21 protein-coding genes, 1 pseudogene and 3 CRISPR repeat arrays (1 of these 25 cut by a window edge) are annotated in these 20460 nt (G+C 28.2%); all 22 genes and pseudogenes read left to right on the plus strand.

The genetic code is table 11. The annotated features are described in order from the left end of the window. The first annotated feature begins 60 nt into the window (after positions 1 to 60). Complete coding sequence (locus AGR56_RS00110) at positions 61 to 540, plus strand: RAMP superfamily CRISPR-associated protein (RefSeq protein WP_053240642.1); 480 nt, start codon at positions 61 to 63, stop codon at positions 538 to 540. Positions 541 to 898: 358 nt separating this feature from the next. After that, complete coding sequence (locus AGR56_RS19895; protein ID WP_157055617.1) at positions 899 to 1069, plus strand: hypothetical protein; 171 nt, start codon at positions 899 to 901, stop codon at positions 1067 to 1069. Further along, positions 1066 to 2538 carry a type III-B CRISPR-associated protein Cas10/Cmr2 gene (locus AGR56_RS00115; RefSeq protein WP_084756806.1) on the plus strand — a complete coding sequence of 491 codons (1473 nt, stop codon included), beginning with the start codon at positions 1066 to 1068 and terminating at the stop codon, positions 2536 to 2538. The genes AGR56_RS19895 and AGR56_RS00115 overlap by 4 nt, the downstream gene beginning before the upstream one ends. A 44-nt stretch (positions 2539 to 2582) precedes the next feature. After that, positions 2583 to 2873, plus strand: a complete 291-nt coding sequence (locus tag AGR56_RS00120) for a hypothetical protein (protein WP_157055618.1) — start codon at positions 2583 to 2585, stop codon at positions 2871 to 2873. An 89-nt stretch (positions 2874 to 2962) separates the two neighbouring features. Then, positions 2963 to 3223, plus strand: coding sequence for a hypothetical protein (locus tag AGR56_RS00125; RefSeq protein WP_053240645.1), 261 nt, complete (start codon positions 2963 to 2965; stop codon positions 3221 to 3223). A gap of 35 nt (positions 3224 to 3258) precedes the next feature. Continuing rightward, positions 3259 to 3684 carry a type III-B CRISPR module-associated Cmr3 family protein gene (locus AGR56_RS00130; protein ID WP_278279542.1) on the plus strand — a complete coding sequence of 142 codons (426 nt, stop codon included), beginning with the start codon at positions 3259 to 3261 and terminating at the stop codon, positions 3682 to 3684. Positions 3685 to 3824: 140 nt separating this feature from the next. After that, a complete protein-coding gene (locus tag AGR56_RS19900) occupies positions 3825 to 3974 on the plus strand; it encodes a hypothetical protein (protein WP_157055619.1) in 150 nt (49 codons plus the stop codon). Next, on the plus strand, positions 3975 to 4118 hold the full coding sequence (locus AGR56_RS19905; RefSeq protein WP_157055620.1) for a hypothetical protein: 144 nt from the start codon (positions 3975 to 3977) through the stop codon (positions 4116 to 4118). Between the two features lie 251 nt (positions 4119 to 4369). Continuing rightward, positions 4370 to 5335, plus strand: coding sequence for a hypothetical protein (locus AGR56_RS00135; protein ID WP_053240647.1), 966 nt, complete (start codon positions 4370 to 4372; stop codon positions 5333 to 5335). A 31-nt stretch (positions 5336 to 5366) separates the two neighbouring features. Then, positions 5367 to 6260, plus strand: coding sequence for a type III-B CRISPR module RAMP protein Cmr4 (cmr4, locus tag AGR56_RS00140; protein ID WP_053240648.1), 894 nt, complete (start codon positions 5367 to 5369; stop codon positions 6258 to 6260). Next, the gene (gene cmr5 / locus AGR56_RS00145; protein WP_053240649.1) at positions 6238 to 6717 is read left to right on the plus strand and encodes a type III-B CRISPR module-associated protein Cmr5; all 480 of its coding nucleotides are present in this window, start codon (positions 6238 to 6240) and stop codon (positions 6715 to 6717) included. The genes cmr4 and cmr5 overlap by 23 nt, the downstream gene beginning before the upstream one ends. Positions 6718 to 6833: 116 nt before the next feature. Beyond that, positions 6834 to 8087 carry a type III-B CRISPR module RAMP protein Cmr6 gene (cmr6, locus tag AGR56_RS00150; RefSeq protein WP_053240650.1) on the plus strand — a complete coding sequence of 418 codons (1254 nt, stop codon included), beginning with the start codon at positions 6834 to 6836 and terminating at the stop codon, positions 8085 to 8087. A 677-nt stretch (positions 8088 to 8764) separates the two neighbouring features. After that, positions 8765 to 9618, plus strand: a pseudogene (locus AGR56_RS00155) (Rpn family recombination-promoting nuclease/putative transposase). A gap of 168 nt (positions 9619 to 9786) precedes the next feature. Then, a CRISPR array of direct repeats spans positions 9787 to 10617; the repeat unit is 30 nt; unit sequence GTTTTTAGAGTACCTATGAGGAATTGAAAC. Between the two features lie 424 nt (positions 10618 to 11041). Continuing rightward, positions 11042 to 11209 carry a hypothetical protein gene (locus tag AGR56_RS19220; protein WP_242851216.1) on the plus strand — a complete coding sequence of 56 codons (168 nt, stop codon included), beginning with the start codon at positions 11042 to 11044 and terminating at the stop codon, positions 11207 to 11209. A 389-nt stretch (positions 11210 to 11598) separates the two neighbouring features. Beyond that, positions 11599 to 13548 carry a BglG family transcription antiterminator gene (locus AGR56_RS00160; protein WP_053240651.1) on the plus strand — a complete coding sequence of 650 codons (1950 nt, stop codon included), beginning with the start codon at positions 11599 to 11601 and terminating at the stop codon, positions 13546 to 13548. A gap of 19 nt (positions 13549 to 13567) precedes the next feature. Then, the gene (locus AGR56_RS00165; RefSeq protein WP_053240652.1) at positions 13568 to 14014 is read left to right on the plus strand and encodes a fructose PTS transporter subunit IIA; all 447 of its coding nucleotides are present in this window, start codon (positions 13568 to 13570) and stop codon (positions 14012 to 14014) included. A 19-nt stretch (positions 14015 to 14033) separates the two neighbouring features. Next, entirely contained in the window at positions 14034 to 14345 is a 312-nt protein-coding gene (locus AGR56_RS00170) for a PTS fructose transporter subunit IIB (protein ID WP_053240653.1), read from the plus strand. Positions 14346 to 14364: 19 nt separating this feature from the next. Further along, positions 14365 to 15372: a PTS fructose transporter subunit IIC gene (locus AGR56_RS00175; RefSeq protein ID WP_053240654.1), complete on the plus strand. Its 1008-nt coding sequence runs from the start codon at positions 14365 to 14367 to the stop codon at positions 15370 to 15372. Between the two features lie 63 nt (positions 15373 to 15435). After that, positions 15436 to 16326, plus strand: a complete 891-nt coding sequence (locus AGR56_RS00180) for a hypothetical protein (RefSeq protein ID WP_053240655.1) — start codon at positions 15436 to 15438, stop codon at positions 16324 to 16326. A 20-nt stretch (positions 16327 to 16346) separates the two neighbouring features. Further along, positions 16347 to 17765 (plus strand): glycoside hydrolase family 38 C-terminal domain-containing protein, encoded by a 1419-nt coding sequence (locus AGR56_RS00185; RefSeq protein ID WP_242851217.1) that lies wholly within the window; start codon positions 16347 to 16349, stop codon positions 17763 to 17765. A gap of 124 nt (positions 17766 to 17889) precedes the next feature. Next, positions 17890 to 18144: a glycosyl hydrolase-related protein gene (locus tag AGR56_RS00190; RefSeq protein WP_053240657.1), complete on the plus strand. Its 255-nt coding sequence runs from the start codon at positions 17890 to 17892 to the stop codon at positions 18142 to 18144. 272 nt (positions 18145 to 18416) lie between these two features. Then, positions 18417 to 18839 (plus strand): PD-(D/E)XK nuclease family transposase, encoded by a 423-nt coding sequence (locus AGR56_RS00195; RefSeq protein ID WP_053240658.1) that lies wholly within the window; start codon positions 18417 to 18419, stop codon positions 18837 to 18839. Between the two features lie 163 nt (positions 18840 to 19002). Continuing rightward, positions 19003 to 19568: a CRISPR direct-repeat array (repeat unit 30 nt; unit sequence GTTTTTAGAATACCTATAAGGAATTGAAAC). Positions 19569 to 19793: 225 nt separating this feature from the next. Then, a CRISPR array of direct repeats spans positions 19794 to 20460; the repeat unit is 30 nt; unit sequence GTTTGTAGAATACCTATAAGGGATTGAAAC (it continues 491 nt past the right edge of the window).

Below are 20460 nucleotides of genomic sequence, written 5' to 3' on the forward strand. Positions count from 1 at the left end.
GTTTAATTGTGGAAGATGGATTTTTCAACGCCAGACAAATAAAAAGGTGGGATCAAGTAATTGAAAAGAGTAGAGATCGAATTAGAGGTTTTAACTCCAATGTTTAGTTATGGGGATAGAAAAGTAGTTGAATTTAGAATAACAGAATTAAAATCACTTATGAGAAGTATATTTAGGGAAATATATTATTTTGAAAATTTAGATGATATGAGAAATAAAGAAGGATATTTATTTGGTACAACATCTAATATAGATAAAAGTTTTAAAAAAGAAAGTTCTATAAAATCACCTGTATCATTTGTGATTAAAGATAATATTAAACGTGAAAATATATATGAAGAATGTATTTTGCCACATAAGAAAGATAAAATTAATCCAATCAAGTGTATTAAGGGTTCAACTAAAGTTTGGTTAAATATGATTTGTAAAAAAAATATCGATGTAGAGATATATATAAAATTGCTATTGCAAGTATCTATAATGGGGGCTATAGGAAGACGCTCAAGAAAAGGTTTGGTTCTTTTAAAATTAATGAAATAAAGATAGATGGAAAGAATGAATATCAAGATACGTTAAAGAAAAACCCGATAGATATATTAAAAGATACATATAAAAATGGAGAATATTCAATGAGAAAAATTGAAATATCAGAGCTAGAGGTGAAATTTCAAGAAGTCAACAATGAATTAAATTATCCGTATAATAAAAAAATTAATATTAATTAATATTAAAAATGATAGAGATTATTTGCAATTAATAAGCAATATATCCCAGTTAACACATGATAGAGTATATGAGTATAATGATTTACTGAAAAATAGATAATAAAGAAAAGATTAATAAAAATGTATTAGGAAATTGTAATAAACAATTAAAAAGATTTGCATCGCCAATATGTGTGTCATTTTGGGAAAATGATGATAATAAATACATGATTATAAAGGAATTAAATTATAATTATATATATAACAAATTGAATATAAGAGGAGAAAATGAGCAACAGGCTAATAAGGATTATGTGAATAAATATGTTGAAGAATTAATAAAAATAGGGAAAGGAAAAAAATGATGAATTATTTATTAGGTATAACAATAGGACCTGTACAAACTTATATAGAGGAATCAAGAAAACTTTTAGATTTACGAAGCAGCAGCAAAATTATATCTGATATTATGGAAAAAATATTTAAGCTCATTAAAGAAAATGCAAAAAGTGAATTTATATATCCAAATCATAAAGATATAAGTGGCGTTGATTATTCAAATTATATGGTTATCGAAATAAAAGATATAGAAAAAATGATTGATATGAAGAGCATAGAAAATAAAATATATAATTGCTTTAATATACCTATTACTAATGAAAAAGTAGAATATAAGATCAATATTAAAGAAAATTTTTATTTGTTTTGGGGAATAGAGAAAATAGAGGAAGGCAAATATGTTGAGGCTTATGAAAAGTTGACAAGATTAATTAGAAGCTTAAAAAATACATATGAATTTGAACAGAATCAGCAAGATAGTGGTGAAAAATGTTTGATATGTGGAAAACATAATATTTGCACTCAAAACTTTAATTATAAGGAAAGGCAGAAATATAGATTAAGCGTAGATGAAGAACTATGTCCATTATGTTTATTTAAGAGGAAATATAGCGGGGAAGGTATATCTTCTATTTATTCACTAGCTATAAAAAAGTGGAAAGAAGAAAATAGAAAAGAATTAGAAAATATAACTAAAAGTTTAGGAGAAGTATTTAAAAAAGAGCAGCAAGATAAATATTATAGCAAGGTTACAATAGAAAGTATTATTAAAATGTTAAGTTTAGATAATGTTAATAAGAAATCAAAGAAGTTTATACAAGTTAAAGATGATTTGAAAAATGATGAATTAGATTTAATAAAAAGTGTCGGAATATTTAAAAGTATCAAAGAAAAAATGAATAAGCTCTATTATGATGGCAAGGAAGTAAGCGAAAAGATAAAATGTCCAAGTTACGAGTATTGTTTTATCCAATTTGATATTGATAATTTGGGAAAATGGATAAGCGGAAAATACTTAGAGGACAGATCTCAGTTAAAAGATTATCAGCAAAATATATCTAAAAAGTTAATTATATTTGGTAAAAGTTTAAGAGAAGCATTAAGAGACACATGTTGTGATGTTATATATTCTGGTGGGGATGATTTTTTAGGCATTTTGCCTAATGAAGATATTATAAATGTTGCAGAAATAATAGATGATTTATTTAAAAAAGAAGTTCAAAGCAAAATTAAAGAAGAATATAAGGAAATTAATCAAGAAATGACGTATTCAATGAGCATTACAATTGCACAATGTAAAGATCCTATGAGTTATGCTTTAAGTAAAACTAGAATTGAACTTGAGAATGTTAAAAAAAGATATGAAGAAGATAATATTTGTAAAAATGGTGTTTCCATAAATTATATAATAAATAACGGAAAAGAAATAACGTGTTATTTAAAGAAAAATAAATTAAGAATGTTATTTGAATTGTTGAAAATTTTGATTCTGTAAAGAAGCATATTTCATTTTCATATATAAATAATTTTGAAAATGAAATGTCAAAATTTAATTTTAATAATATTACTTTTGAAGAAATACGGGATTTTCGTGCTATAGTAAGTTGTGAATTTAAACGATTGATTTTAAGAAGTAAAATGATTGAAGATAAAAGTAAAGATATAAAAGAAAAAATTAATAAATATATAGATGAAATAATTAATTTTTTAGAGAATGTTATTAGTGAAAATTGTATAGAAATGAAATCTAATGAAGAATATGTTGATTTCAAAAATATAATGAATGTACTTAAAATAAATGAAAAATTATCTTCAATTAAATTTGAATAAGAAATTAAAGGTAGTGATACAATGAAGCTTTTAAATATAAAACCGTGTGATAATACTTTTTTGGAGATGGAAATCAATTTAAATTTGGAATGAATAATTTTATAAGAAGTAAGAATACTCCTTACCCATCTGTATTTTTTGGAGCTATATTTACATCAATTTTAAGTCAGAATGATGAATTTAGAAGTGAGTTTTTTAAGAAAGGAAAATATGATCATGAAGAGCTATTAGAGTTACATCAAGTATATTTGTACAACAATACAACTGAAATGGCATACATCTCAGCACCAAAGGATTTATTTATAAATTCGCAAGGTAAAAAAAAGTTTTTGGTGAATTTAAGAAAGTAGATAATGCATTATTAGCTTCTATATCTTATGAAAGAATTTTACAATCACCTGAAGATAGTGATTATAAAAGGGTAAGTAATAAATATATAAATATAGAAGATATTAATGATTTGTATTCAAATAAGATAAGTCAACAAATTGAATTAATAAATGAAAATGATGTGTTTATAAAAAATAATAAGGTTGGAATTAAAATCGACAAGGCAACAAAATCTGTAGAAGAAGGTATGCTTTACAAAATTGAACAAACAGAATTTTTAGATGATATTAAAGAAAATAACAATTGGTCATATTTGGTTGAATATGAGATTTGTTATAACTATTTAAATGATAATTATAATGGAATAGAAATACAAGAACTGGACAAGGGATATTTAAAACTTGGTGGAGAAAATAAAGTTTGTAGATTTGAAAAAATGGAAAATGATTTTATGAAAAATTTTACTGAAAAAAAAAAGTAACAAAGTTAAATCAAGGTATTTATAAAGTAATATTTACAAGTGATACGTTTTTTAAAGAAGATATTAAAAAAGCATTTGGACAAGATATCAAAATTTTAGGAATAGCAAGTGATAAACCAATTTATATTGGTGGATTTGATATGGAATCAGGAATAAGAAAAATGTATAAAGGTTATGCTGCAGGAACAGTTGTTTTAATAGAAGTTATAAATGAAAATTCACAATTAAGAATAAAGTCTGAAAATTCAAAAGGATTCAATGAACATATAGTAGTGAAAGAAGGTATCTAAATGGAACACGAAGTTAAAAATTTGGTTGTATGTTCAACATTAAATCAAATAACTAATTTTCTTATTATAAGAACATGTAAACCTAAAAAAATATTTAATATAACGTTTAACGATGATACTATAAAAAATTTAATATTAATATAAAACCAAATAAGTGGGATGACTATTTAAAGAAGGAATGCAAGGAATTTAAGGTTAAAGCTTCATGGAAAGATATAAATCTTTCTATTGAAGATATACAAAATTTAAAAAAACTAAAGGAAAAATTAAATGCACAGATAATAAAAAAGTCTCAAGGAGAGATATATTGGCATGTTACAGGAGGTCAAAGGACAATAGCCTTAGCAATAAGTGAGTTAATTAAAGATAAAAGCTTAAAACGTGAAGAAGATAGGTTGATATACATTGAAGGAAATACTGAAGAATTAATTGTTAATGATTGTGATGGTAAATTATTATCCGAGACTGGCTCTAATTATGGAAAACAAGATATTACTTTTGAAACGGCATTAAATTTAACTGGTTTTAAAACAAAAGATCTTGAGAAGAGTACAGTTAAATTTAAACAAAAAGGTAAATTGTGTCTTGATACTAATGAAAAATTCATTGAAGAACATGAATTTTATCAAAAGTTATATAAGATTATTGAATTAGATGCAAACAGAACTATAGATAAGAAATGTGAAATAATAAAATTTAAATATGATAACGAGGACTATGAAGGCTCATTTAGAAATTTATTGTTAGGTTCAAATGCAATTAAAAATACTAAAGATACTAAAGATAATACAAGAGAAAGAATTAAGTATGTAAAAGAATTATTTAAGAAAGTTAAAGAAAAGTATAAGGATATACAAGGAAATAAATATGATATATTGGAATCTCATGAAATTTACGGTTCATATCCAGCAGGATATATATTTGAAAAATTAACGGCTCACAGAATATATGATATTGTAAAAAATAATTCTAAAGTAATAGAGATGGAGACAAGCCTGAAAACCTATTTTGAAAAATATGATAATGATGATGATAAAACTAAAAATGGTAATATCATAGATGAATTAGATGTCGTGCTTTTAACGGATACTGGTAAGGTTGTAAACTTTGAGTGCAAATCGGGCGGAATGAAGGGTGATAATGCCAAAAGTAACAAGTATACAACTTATAGATTAGCTGGTGTATTTGGAATGCCAATATTATTATCACCACTCTATAGATGTGAGATTCAAAATAAAGAAAGCCTAAATGATGAATTAAAAAAACAATCACAAGCTGTAAGAGAGGCAGAAGCAGCGGAACTAAATGTTATAGCAATAGATGAAATAAGTGAAGAAAAAATTAAAAGGTTACTTGAATAGAAAATATACAATTATGTGAGGAGAAATAAAAATGTATAAAGATAAAGAAATCATATATATAAAAGCACTTACACCAGTTCATGCAGGTGCAGGAGATGGGCTTGAAAGTGTGGACATGCCGATACAAAGGGAGAAACATTCGAATATACCTAAAATAGAGGCATCAAGTTTAAAAGGATCAATAAAGCATAGTTTATATAATAAATTTAAAAGTAATGATAATACAATACATGATAATTTAAAAAAAGATTTATATACTATATTTGGACCAGAATATGGAGAAGATTATTCAAGTGCAATAGGATTTACAGATGCAAAATTGCTATTTTTCCCTGTTAAATCAGCTACAGATATATTTAAATTAGCAACTTGTCCTTATATTATAAAAAGATGGATAGAAGATTTAAAATTCCAAAATGAAAAATTTACTGTAGACTTAAATATAAATGTAAATTCTGCAGAATACATTAATAATACGGAGGAAGAAAAAATAATTTTAGAGGAATATATATTTGAAAAATCTGCAAGTTCTATGAATATAAATTTGCAAAATCTATTTAAAACTATAAATGATTTAGATACTAATAGAATAGTAATATTAAATGATTCAGATTTTATTGATTTGGTTACTATGTATACTGAAATAATTACTAGAAATAAAATAAGTGTGAATACAGGGGCAGCTGAAGGCACAGGACTTTTTACAGAAGAATATTTGCCAGCTGAAACCATAATGTATTTTATGGTTTTGGGAGCACCTTCTTTCAATGAAAATAATAAGAAAACCTCAGAAGACATATTAAACTATTTTAATAATACTGTAGATGAAGTATTTCAAGTCGGTGGAGATGCTACTATTGGAAAAGGTTTTGTAAAGAGATTAGGTAAGGTAGGCGATAAAGATGTCAAATCTAAGGAATGCTAGTCTTAATGTAGCAAGTTTTGCAATGAAATGTGTAGAAGAAGGTAAAGATGATAAATATATTGATAATAAAAAATATAAAACTTTAGTAAAAAAGATATCTACATTAATTCAGAAAAACGGCTTTATAAATACTTTGGTTTTTGTTTTATCTAAAAGTAATATTGAAAATCCTAAAAAAGAAGATATTATAAAAAAACAGTATAATAATAAAATTTTAAATGACATAATAAAATGGAACTATGAGAATGATAAAATCAATAATTTAATAGATTTTGAAAAGTATGAAATAGATATCAATGATAATGATGATAAATATAACACTATTAATATTGCAAAATATATACAAGCAGTTACAGAATTAAATCAATCACAATATAAGTTAATAACTAAGGAAATGATGAGCTTATTTGGCTGGATTAAAAGGTTTGCTGATGGAATGATTGAAGGAGAAGGATAAAATGGAGGTTAGAATAGTAAAAGGAGCAAATAAAAACATTATATCTTTTGTGCATGGTGATAATATAGAAAATACTAAAAAAAAGTTTACAATATAAGAAAAACGATGTTGTTTTAGTGGAAGCAGATAAAGATCGTCCTGAAATGAAAGAATATCATGTTTATAGAAATATGATGAATTATTTATATGATAATCAAGCAAGAAGAAAAGATATGAACAAATCTCTTTTAATAAATAAATTTACTAATGTTTTTAATTTAGATGAAAGCTATTGCATGAATGAAAATGAAAGAACTATATTAAAAAATATAAAGAATAATAATAATAGTATAAAGGATAGCTTAAATGAGAAATTTTATTGCATAAGTTTTAAAGGGAAAGTAAATGACAAATTAATAGTCGGACTTGGAAATCAATCTGTATTTGAAACAGGTATTACACTCCATCATACGTATGGTATACCATATATTCCAGGGCAAGCTATTAAGGGAATACTTAGAAATTATGTAATACAAGAATATTTTGATTCAAAAGGAGACAGTGATATATCAAAAGAGGAGTTCTTGTTAATATTTGGTGGAAAATTAAAGAATAATAAAAATCTTTCGGGAAAAGTAATTTTTATGGATTCTTTTCCGTGTAATGATTTTCAAATAAAAAGAGATATCATGACACCGCATTATGGAAAGTACTATAATGGAGAAATTGAACCTTTAGATTCAGAGGAGCCAAATCCGATACCATTTTTGGTAGTAGAAAAAAATAAAAATGAAGATTTGCTTTTTCAATTTAATATAGCAATAGATAAAAGTATTTTAAATGTAGCATGGGAAGAAAATGATCAACATAATAAAAAAACTATAGAAGAATTTGTGATAGATAATTTTATTGATGCTTTAAATTTTCATGGAATAGGTGCCAAAACTTCAGTTGGATATGGATATTTTGACATAGATAAAGAAGAAGTTAAAAAGCAATTAAGAGAAGAAAAAGAAAGACAAGAGCAAATGGAAAAATTGCGAATAGAAAGAGAATTGAAAGAAGCAGAGGAATTAAAAAGGAGGTTACAAGAAGAAGAAAAATTAAAAAAGGAAACGGAAGGTATGAGTAGCTTTGAGATAAAATTATATAAGCTGAATCAAATAAAAGATGAAACTAAAAAGTATAATGAAATTATAAAATTTTATGACCAAAATGTTGATATATTAGAGGATTCAGATAAAATAGTACTTGCAAAATTTGTTAAGAAATATTTTAAAGAAGAAGATAAGTGGGAATATAAGGTTTCTAAAAAAGGTAAGGTTGATAAAAAATCAAAAAAAGTTAAAAGAATTTGTGAAATATTATCTGAAAAGTTACCGGTTAACTAAGAAATAATATGCTCTTGTTATCTTTTTATAATTTTCTAGATCTTATTGAAATTTTTATAAAAAATGAATAAAAAATAAAATTTGTCGTCGACCCCCAATAGAGTAAAAAACACCGGGGTTGACGATTTTTTTAGTTTATAGGAAAATGGCGGGCTAAGATTGATTTTTTATATTTTTTTATAAATTTTTCTTAAAAATTGATTTTTTAAGAAAGCTGATGTATGCTGTACTTGATGGGTTTTTAGAGTACCTATGAGGAATTGAAACACATCTTTTAATTGTTCATTTATCATAGAGACTATGTTTTTAGAGTACCTATGAGGAATTGAAACACATCATCGGGATTTTTTCGCGGTCTACTCATATAAGGTTTTTAGAGTACCTATGAGGAATTGAAATTCAGCTAAAAAAGCAGTATCAATAGCAATTTTGCCATGTTTTTAGAGTACCTATAAGGAATTGAAACAGACTTTGAATGAAAAAAGAGATGACAATAGGGTTAAGAAAGACAATGGGTTAGAGACCCAAATCCCGAGTAGTATTGTTTTTAGAACACCTATAAGGAATAAAATCATCTTCAATATTAAATTTCATATCTTTTAAAACATTCAATGTACAAAGTTATCAGATTTGTGTTAATATAATATAAAAAATAAAAAGGTTGGAGAGTGAAGAATATGTGCAGGCTAAACCCAAAGGTTGACTTTGCATTTAAAAAGCTTTTTGGCAGCGAAGAAAATAAGGACATATTAATAGCATTTATAAATTCAATAATAGATGAAAATGAGCGAATAAGAGATATAGTATTAAAAAATCCATACAATATAGCGGATTATAGAAAAGGTAAAATGACAATACTTGATATAAAAGCAGTAGATGATAAAGAGGTATGGTATGACATAGAAATGCAAATATCACAGCAGGATTTTTTGATAAGAGGGCACTCTATTATTGGTCAAAGGTATATTCAAGCCAAATAGAAAGTGGAGAAGATTATGAAAAGTTAAGAAAAACTATATCAATAAATATTCTTGATTTTAATTATTTAAAGGAAAAAGAATTTCACAGTGAATTTAAAATATACAACACAAAAACCTTAAAAGAATTTTCAAATATGTTCGAAATGCATTTTATAGAATTAAATAAATTTAATAAAGATTATAAAGATTTAAAAACAGGTTTAGATAGGTGGATAGCATTTTTAAGCAGAGCATATGAACTTGATAAAGACAATATTCCAGAAGAGCTGGCAGAGGATAGAGAAGTGAAAAAAGCCATAGAAAAGCTTGATATAATGTATTTGAGCAAAGAAGAAAGAGAAATATATGAGAATGATTTAAAAGCACTAATGGATTATAGAGCACAAATAAAAGCAGCCGAAAGAATTGGAAGGATAGAAGGAATAAAAGAAGGTAAATTACAAGAAAAAATAGATATAGCAAAGAAACTTTTGGATGTATTGGATGATGAAACAATAGCAATGAAAGTAGGACTTTCGGTTGCTGAAGTAAAAAAATTAAGAAATAAGTAAGTCTAACTGAAAAATTGTCTCGACCTCCAATAGCGTAAAAAACCCCGGGGGTCGACGATTTTTTAGTTCATAGGAAAATAGCGGGCTAAGATTGATTTTTAGTATTTTTACAAAAACTTTCTTAAAAGTTGCTTTTTTGAGAAGGCTGATGTATCCTATACTCGATGTGTTTTTAGAGTACCTATGAGGAATTGAAACTACAATTCCTTTTTATTACTTCCTTGGAATCATATGTTTTTAGAGTACCTATGAGGAATTGAAACTTTACAAAGTAGTGATAGCCACAACCAGCCCAACCGGTTTTTAGAGTACCTATGAGGAATTGAAACTATCCAGAGCATATAACTATAAATTCTACATATGATGGTTTTTAGAGTACCTATGAGGAATTGAAACTATGCTAATACAGCTGCTAAAAAACTTGAAGGGTATAGTTTTTAGAGTACCTATGAGGAATTGAAACTTTCTGGTATTAAGGCTATGGGAAGTGGAATATTTAAGTTTTTAGAGTACCTATGAGGAATTGAAACTCAAAATCTGCCTGTGAACGATATCCACTTGTCCACGTTTTTAGAGTACCTATGAGGAATTGAAACACGTTTGATGTTAATTGGGTTACTGAAACTGAAGGAGGTTTTTAGAGTACCTATGAGGAATTGAAACTATGGAGGAATTATAGTTAATATACATGGACATGAGACGTTTTTAGAGTACCTATGAGGAATTGAAACTCCTTTTGAGATTGTAAAGTCTTTTCTATTTCCTTCAGTTTTTAGAGTACCTATGAGGAATTGAAACGCGCAAGAAGCAGTAGGAACAACACAACAGCTTTATATGTTTTTAGAGTACCTATGAGGAATTGAAACTTCATAATGGCTCTAAGTCATTTTTTATTTAACTATAGTTTTTAGAGTACCTATGAGGAATTGAAACACTAAAACTTCTGATAAATTAGAAACTCATGAGGAAGTTTTTAGAGTACCTATGAGGAATTGAAACAGACTTGTAATGAAAAAAGAGATGATAATAGGGTTAAGAAGGATAATGGGTCAGAGACCCAAACCCCGAGTAAGATTGCTTTCAGAGTACCTATAAGGAATTGAAACAGACTTGTAATGAAAAAAGAGATGATAATAGGGTTAAGAAGGATAATGGGTCAGAGACCCAAACCCCGGGTAAGATTGCTTTCAGAGTGCCTATAAGGAATTGAAATAGACTTTGAATGAAAAAAGAGATGACAATAAGGTTAAGAAGGATAATGGGTCAGAGACCCAAACCCCAGGTAAGATTGCTTTTAGAGTGCCTATAAGGAATAAAATTATCTTCAATATTAAGCTTCACATCTTTTAAAACATTCAATATACAAAATCCATAAATCTGTGTTAATATAATATAAAAATAAAAAAGGGTTGGAGATTGAAGAATGCGCAGGCTAAACCCAAAGGTTGACTTTGCATTTAAAAAGCTTCTTAGTAATTATCCAGCTTCAATTAGGGTAATGCTTGGCATTAATATTGATTACATTACATCAATTTTGGGCTTTTATTCAATGATTTTCTCTTTTATTGTACTGTCCTTATTCAAGCTATGAATATGGGGATTTCAATGCTTTTAAAGTAATCAAGGGAACGTACAGCAGATTAAGTATTTTAGCTATCAAGATATTGTAAATGGGAAACAGCATGTAGAGGCTGTTTCCCATTTTTGTAATGATAATATAGGTTCAAGGTTAAGCAGTGAATAAAGATAAACCACCTTGAAACTTGAAATTTATTTGTAACAAAATACCGTCTTCTGGGCATTATGGTGCACATAAATTTCAATAGTTGAAGCGGTTTATCTATATAATAAACAAAGTTGCTTAAAAATAAAGCAAAAGCTTTTTCATTTATTTCGTTTACATTGATGAAATTATATCATTTTTCATATAATTAAAGCTATGTTAAAATTTAATTGTAAATAAAGTTAGGAGTAATTTGTATGATGAAAATAAGTATGAAAAAAAGGCAAAAAAATATTTTAAATGCTTTATTGAATTATGAAAATCCTGTAAGTTCCTCAGAGCTAAGTAAAAAATTTGGAGTTTCTATTAGGACAATTCAAACTGACATGAGTTATATTAAATACTTTTTAAAACAAATTAATGTCAAATTAAGTTCAAAGTCCAATGTTGGTTTTTGGATTGAAAATTCAAGCGGTAATAAAGAAAAAATAATTCGGTTTATGGAAGGTGATAAAGATCTTAGTGAGGCAAAGGAACGACAGGAATATATTATTGCTAAATTACTCAATAACAGTGATTCCGTAATTACTATAAAATCCATTTCTGATGAGCTTATAATAGGAAATGCCACTGCTTATAGAACATTAGAATTTGTAGAAAGTTGGCTTTGCAAATATGATTTAAAGATAACTAGAAAGAAAGGGGTTGGTATTAAGCTCGATGGTGAGGAGATAAATATAAGATATGCTATGTTTTCGCAGATAAGCAAAAGCAGCTCTAAAAATTTTAGTATTGGCAGTAGTGTAGAATATATTTATTCATATTTAGACAACATTAATAAATTAGAAGTGCATTATCTCATAAAAGTGATTAATGGGATATATGAAATTAATAATGATTTGCTTATAAGCAGGGAACATGAAAATGTTGTGATTAATCTTGTAATTATACTGTCAAGACTAAAGAAAAATAAGTTCATTAAAAAAGTTGAAAAGAAAGAACTAAAAGATTTGAATGAGTTTAAAATTGCATTCAGCATATTTGCCAAAATTAAAGAAAAGTTTCATGTAAATTACAATGAAAATGAAATGTATAATTTAGCGCGTATATTGATTGGCAACAGATTTAAATCTAGTGATATTTTTATTGGAAATTATGATTCTAATGATGCTGAAGAAGAATATTATGAAATTTCAAAGCTGGTTATAAATTATATTGAAAACGAATTCGATATAAATCTTCATGAAAATAATAAATTTGCTTTGAGCTTAAAACTTCATTTAATATCTACTGTAAAAAGCGTAAGGCTTGGAGTTAAAATAGTAAATCCATTTTTAAATGAAATAAAAATATCGTATCCATATGCTTTTAATATGTCACTGGAAATTATAAAAGAAATAAATAAAAATTACAATTTGAATATGGATGAAAATAATGCAGGATATATTGCTTTATTTATTCAGGGAATTATGGAAGAAAACGAATACAAAAGCTTAAGAAGTATAAACACTTATTTGGTATGTAACAGTGGAATGGGTTTAGTAAATTTATTATCTATACAAATAAAAAAAAGATTTAATGAAATTAATATAGTTAAATTAACTTCACAAAAAAAGCTTGCAAGTGAACTGAAAAATTCTCATAAAGCAGAAAGACCAGAGCTTATAATAGCAGCTGTACCTGTTGAAATAAATATTGATATTACAGTTGTAGAGGTTAATCCAATTTTATCAGAAAAAGATATAGAAAAGATAGATAGTGCAGTGAAAGAAATTACATTTATTAAAACACATAAGGAAAAGAAAAGTGTTTTAAAAAAATATATAAAAAAAGATGTTACTTATAAAAATGCAAAATTTGCGACAAGAGATGAGCTTATAAAATTTGTTTCAAGTGACCTTGTAAAAAAAGGATATGTTACAAAAGAATTTGAAGAATCAGTAATTAAAAGGGAGGTGATGTCAAGTACTTATGTTTCTAACGATGTAGCTGTACCACATGGAAGTTCTGATTTTGTAATAAAACCATGTATAGCATTAATTTCACTGGACAAACCTATTGCATGGGATGGATTTAAAGTTACTACAGTGTTTTTGTGCGCATTTGACTTAAGTGTTGATAATGATTCAGAAAGTATATTTGAAGAATTGTACAGCGGTATAGAAAGCAAGCGTTTATTAAAAATGTTAATTTCGTCAATAAGTTAATTTTATGGAGGAGAGTGCAATGAAAATATCAGACATAACAAGCAAGGAATTGATAAATTTAAACTTGAAAGGAAAAACTAAAAAAGAGGTGATATTAGAATTAGTAAAAATGTTAAAAGATCAAGGGAAAATTGATTCTATTAGTGGTTTTGCAGAAGATGTGTTTGAAAGAGAAAACCAGTGTACAACGGGTTTTGGAAAAATGATTGCAATTCCACATGGAAAGTCAAGTTATGTGAAGGAATCGTGTGTAGCAATAGGAAAATGCAGCGACGTTGATTGGCAGTCTTTGGATGGTAAACCTGTAACAATTGTAATGCTTATTGCAGTTCCAAAAGAAAAGGCTAGTACAGATCATCTTGTTATAATTTCCAAATTAGCTGAAAAGCTTATAGATGATAATTTTGTAAAGAACTTATTAAATGTAAGCGAAAAAGAAGAATTACTTAAAATATTAAATTTATAAAAATGGAGGAATGATTATTATGAAAATAGCAGCAGTAACAGCTTGTATAGCAGGATTAGCTCATACTTATATGGCAGCTTCAGCTTTAAAAAAGGCAGCTGAAAAAGATGGATATGAAATAAAAGTAGAATCTCAAGGAAGTTTGGGAATAAAAAATAAAATTACAGAAGAAGATTTAAAAGACACAGATTTAGTTATTTTGGCTTGTGATACTAGAATAAATGGCACAGATAGATTCAAAGACAAGCCAGTATTTGAAGTTGGAGTATCTGATGCAGTTAGAAATCCTAAAAAAGTTATTGATGATGCTTTAAAGCTCATAAATAAATAATTATTAAGGGGGAAGTACAATGAAAAAAATTAAAATTGGAAGGCATTTAATGACAGGTGTTTCTTACATGATACCTATTGTAACTGCTGGCGGACTTATATTGTCAATAGCAACTATTTTTGGTGGACAAAACATATGGACAGAGAAAAACACATTTCTATCTTTTATAAGAGATCTTGGGCAAGCTGGGCTAGGACTTATTGTTCCTGTAATTGCTGCTTATATTGCTTTTTCAATTGCAGATAAACCAGGGCTAGCACCAGGTTTTATTGTAGGAACTATGGCTAATAAGATGGGTACAGGTTTTCTTGGAGGAATAGTTGTAGGTCTTATGGTGGGCTTTCTTGTTGAACAGTTAAAGAAAATTAAAACTCCAGATAGTATAATGCCGCTTATGTCACTTGTTATAATTCCTGTAATTTCTACACTTATTTGTGGAATTATTTTGCAGTATGTAGTTGGAACGCCTATAGTAAGTCTTATGAATACTCTAACAGTATGGCTTAAAGGAATGAGCGGTGGAAACCAGGTACTGCTTGCGGTTATTATTGGTGGAATGATGGCTTTTGATATGGGTGGTCCTATAAACAAAGTTGCTTACACTTTGGCAGTGGCCTTGTATTCACAAAAGTTGTATGGTGCTTCATCGGCTGCATATTTAGCTATTTCAATACCACCATTAGGTTTAGCTCTAGCAGCATTTCTTGCTCCAAAGAAATATAGTGAAGGAGAAAAAGAGGCAGCAAAAACTGCGTTAATAACTGGTATAGGTGGAATTACAGAAGGTGCACTGCCATTTGCGTTAGCAGATCCATTAAGAGTAATACCGGCATGTATGATTGGAACAGCGCTTACTACAGGTTTTGCAGCAGCTCTCGGAGTTGAAAGCAAAGTTCTTTTACAAACTGTTCTAGTAATACCTTTTGTTAATAAACCATTGCTTCATATAATAGCTATTGTCTTAGGCGTAGTGACAACAGCGGTTATAGCTAATTTATTAAAAAAAGAAGTACCACTAGAACAATAAAATTAGGTTTAAATTATTATAACACAATTAAATACATTTTTACAGGTAAAAGGAGGAAAAATGGTGATAAAAGCACATATCGTTAGCCATACGCATTGGGACAGAGAATGGTACAAATCTTTTGAGCATTTTAGGGTAAGACTCTGTTTCTTTATGGATAATCTTATAGAACTTATGGAAAAGAATCAAAATTATAAGTCATTTTTATTTGATGCTCAATCTGTAATACTTGATGATTATCTTGAGTTAAAACCTCAAAATGAGGAAAGGCTAAAAAAACTAATTAAGTCTGGAAGAATAATTGTTGGACCCTGGTATATTCAGCCAGATGAATTTACACCAGATGGTGAAGCTTTAATTAGAAATTTAATGCTTGGCATTAGAACTGCAGAGAAATTTGGCAGGTGCATGAAAGTTGGATACCTTCCTGATTCTTTTGGACATAGTGCCCAACTGCCGCAGATACTTAAGGGATTTGGCATAGATAATTTAGTTGCAATGAGGGGAATTCCTTCATATAAAATAAAAAGCAATGAGTTTATGTGGAAAGGTATTAATGGGTGTTCAATAATTGGAATCCACCTTAAGGAAGGATACTTTAATGCTTGTTTTTTGCCAGATGATTATAATACAGCTGATGAAAGAATTTTGCCACTTATGAATAAATTAAAAAAGAGAGCAAGTACTGAGAGTGTTTTAGTTATGAATGGTATAGACCATCAATGGCCTCAGCCTAAAATGCCAGATTATATGCAGCACTTAAATAAAATAGACAAAAATATAAATTATATTCATTCTAATTTGGAAGATTTTGTTTTTGATATAAGAGCAAATAAGGATAAGCTTCCAGAGCTTACAGGAGAATTAATAACTCCTGAGGACAGCAGGACACATACAAGTATGGCATCTACAAGGATGTATCAAAAAAAGAAAATGGCAGAGAAGAAAAACTGATAGAGAGATATGTAGAACCTATATGCACTTTAGGATGGCTTTTGGGCGCAGAGTATCCTTCTGAACTTATTAAACTTCAATGGAAATACTTAATAGAAAATCAAGCTCATGACAGCATATGCGGTTGCTGCACAGATGATGTTCATAAGAAAATAGATGAAAGATTTGCTTCATGTAGGGATATAGGGACAACATTACTTAAAACTTATTCTAGAGCAATAGTAAGGAAACTTAATTCTGATAAACTTGTTTTAGTTGCGTTTAATAACGCTGCGGTTAAAGGAAAACAGTTAGTAAAAGCTGAAATTATTTTACCTTTTGATGAATTCCAACTGTTTGATGGAGATGGAAAAATCATTGAATATCAAGTAAACAAATTTCAAAAAATTAGTTCTGCTAAACTTGGTATATGGGCGTCAATGAGTAAATTGTCATCTACTTTAAATAAATTTGAAATATCGTTTTATGCAGATTTTAAGGATAATTTTGGATTTTTACTGTATGAAGTTAGAGAAACTAACGATAACATTAGAATAAAAAATCAAAGTTGCACTATAAAAGAAGACAATGTTTGTTTTGAAAATAAGTTTTTTAATATCAAGCTTTATTCTAATGGAACAATGGATGTTTTTGATAAGGAAGCAAGGCTTCAATATAATAAACTTAATATTCTTGAGGACTGTGGTGATGCAGGAGATACCTACAATTTTTCACCTGTTCAGGATGACCTTGCTGTAACGTCACTTGGTTTGAATGGTGGTGAGATAAAGCTTGTAGAAGATGGGAAAGTGCAAACTATTTATAAGGTTAATTACAATTTGATAGTTCCGGCAAAACTTTGTGATAATGGCAAGAGGAGTAATGAAAAAGTTAAAATGCCGATTGAAATGGAAATAAAGCTTTACAGTGAAATAAATAGAATAGACGTTAAAACAACTGTTGAAAATACGGCTATGGATCATAGAGTAAGGGTTTTGTTTAATTCTAATGTTAAAAATGATTTTTCTTTATCGGGAACTCAATTTGGGGTAATAAAAAGAAGCAATAAGCTGGATGATTCTATGTGGGTAAGTCAGAAGTGGTCCGAAAAGCCTATGCCTATATACCATAATCAAAAATTTGTAGCCGTAACGGAGGGGAACGATGGATTAGCCGTGTTAAATAAAGATATTACAGAATATGAGATTTATGAGGGTGTAAATGATAATATTATTGCGCTTACTTTGGTTAGAGGGATAGGCTTTATTGGAAAAAGAGAATTAGCCATAAGACCTGGAAGAGCTTCTGGAATAGAAATGGAATGCAGCGGAGCACAGTGCAGTGGGACAAACATATCGGAGTATTCCATAGTATTGTTCAATAAATCAAATACTTTAAATGAAGTGTGCAAAAAGCTGACGAATTTAATTATGAACCATATTGTGTACAAAATAAATTGATAGTTGATGAAGCCGATGAGGATAAAAATATTACAATATATATACTCTTACAAATCATGTAGAAAATCAAATAAATAAAATAAAGTGTGAAAAGTTATCTCTTATAAATATTAGCGATAATAGATTGCTTGTAAGTGCTATTAAAAAAGCTGAAGATGGAGACGATTTGATTTTAAGAATTTATAATACTTCTAAAAATCCAGTTGAGAATGCGTCTATAAAGTTTGGACTTAATTTAGACAAGGTCTGTGAATGTGATTTTAATGAAAGTGAAGCTAAAAAAATTCCTTTGATAGATATTAGAACATTTAAAATTGGAAGAGTAGAACCATATACCGCTGTTACTTTTAAATTAAGTATAGTTAAAAAAGTTTTATAATAGCAATTGGGAATAAATAATATAAAAGTTTATATACTTGAAATGATTTTAATACTTAATATGCAAGTTAACTAAAAAATTGTCGTTGACCCCTAATAGAGTAAAAAACCCAGGGGTCGACGAATTTTAAGTTTATAGGAAAATAGCGCGTTGAGATTGCTTTTTGGTATCTTGGCTTAAATATTGCTTTTTTAAGAAAGCTGATGTATGCTGTATTCGATGTGATTTTAGAATACATATAAGGAAAAAACTATTTTGAATATTAAACTTCAATGTTTGAAATGCATTTTATAGAGTTAAATAAATTTAATAAGGACTATAAAGACTTAAAAATGGGTTTGGATAGATGGATAGCATTTTTAAGTAGGGCATATGAGCTTGATAAAGACAATATTCCAGAAGAACTCGCAGAGGATAAAGAAGTAAAAAAAGCCATAGAAAAGCTTGATATAATGTATTTGAGCAAAGAAGAAAGAGAAATATATGAGAATGATTTAAAAGCACTCATGGATTATAGAGCACAAATAAAAGCAGCAGAAAGAAGTGGAAGAATAGAAGGAATAAAAGAAGGGGATTTGCAAGCGAGAATAAGTATAGCAAGAAATTTTTTAGATGTATTGGATGATGAAACAATAGCAATGAAAATAGGACTTTCTGTTGCTGAAGTAAAAAAATTAAGAAATAAGCAAATCTAACTGAAAAATTGTCGTCGACCTCCAATAGCGTAAAAAACCCCGGAGGTCGACGATTTTTTAGTTCATAGGAAAATAGCGGGCTAAGATTGATTTTTAGTATTTTTACAAAAACTTTCTTAAAAGTTGCTTTTTTAAGAAGGCTGATGTATCCTATACTCGATGGGTTTTTAGAATACCTATAAGGAATTGAAACTATTATACCCAACAACTTTATTTCCACTGTCTACAGTTTTTAGAATACCTATAAGGAATTGAAACATTTTAATAACATCTTTTTTTGAATGTGAAAAGATTATGTTTTTAGAATACCTATAAGGAATTGAAACTTATATATCTTTCGTGTACACATGTCAACACATATTGTTTTTAGAATACCTATAAGGAATTGAAACTAGCTCTACTATAATATCCTAGAACAAGATAAATTGAAGTTTTTAGAATACCTATAAGGAATTGAAACAATAAAGCAATAGGTTCTAAATACAAAGCTACTAGCAGTTTTTAGAGTACTTATGAGGAATTGAAACAACATTCATCTTTTGCTACCTTGCAAAGTAACTTGTAAGTTTTTAGAGTACCTATGAGGAATTGAAACTCATGGGAAGAGATAATTGATAAATATGAAAACAAGAAGTTTTTAGAGTACCTATGAGGAATTGAAACATAATAGGTTTTGCTTCTTCTATTATTTTATGGTCTGTTTTTAGAGTACCTATAAGGAATTTATTCATAGATTGATGTAAACTGTAAAATATCAACACAAAACTTTAACAGAGCGATATGCAAGGCTGTTGAAAAATTATCGTCGACCTCCAATAGAGTAAAAAACCCCGAGGGTCGACGATTTTTAAGTTTATAAGAAAATAGCGGGCTAAGATTGATTCTTTATATTTTTTTATGAATTTTCCTAAATATTGATTTTTTAGGGAAGCTGATGTATTCTATACTCGATGGGTTTGTAGAATACCTATAAGGGATTGAAACTTGAATTTTTAGTACATACTTCTAAAGCTGGCTTTCCGTTTGTAGAATACCTATAAGGGATTGAAACCTACGATAGCCACCTAATATTTTTATGCCTGTCTTGTTTGTAGAATACCTATAAGGGATTGAAACTTAATAAAGCAACTAATACGCCTGATAAATATTGGAGTTTGTAGAATACCTATAAGGGATTGAAACTTCCATCATACGGTGGATGCCAAAAAATAAAGTCTGTTTGTAGAATACCTATAAGGGATTGAAACTCTTTATATGCGTTACTGTGGTAACCTCCAAGTATCCGTTTGTAGAATACCTATAAGGGATTGAAACAATCTGAAATTACACAAAAAGAACTCGCAAAACTCTGGTTTGTAGAATACCTATAAGGGATTGAAACCAGATATTCAAAAATAGCGTCTTTGGCAATATCTAAGTTTGTAGAATACCTATAAGGGATTGAAACACAATTAAAAGAGCATCTTTAAAATACCCATGAATTGGTTTGTAGAATACCTATAAGGGATTGAAACCTTTTTCTATAATAGTAAAGTTTTCATCAAAGCCTAGGTTTGTAGAATACCTATAAGGGATTGAAACAAACAAGCTTCAATTTCTCTTTGCTCCTGAGTTATAGTTT

The organism is Clostridium sp. DMHC 10 (assembly GCF_001270375.1).
Lineage (GTDB): Bacteria > Bacillota > Clostridia > Clostridiales > Clostridiaceae > Clostridium_S > Clostridium_S guangxiense.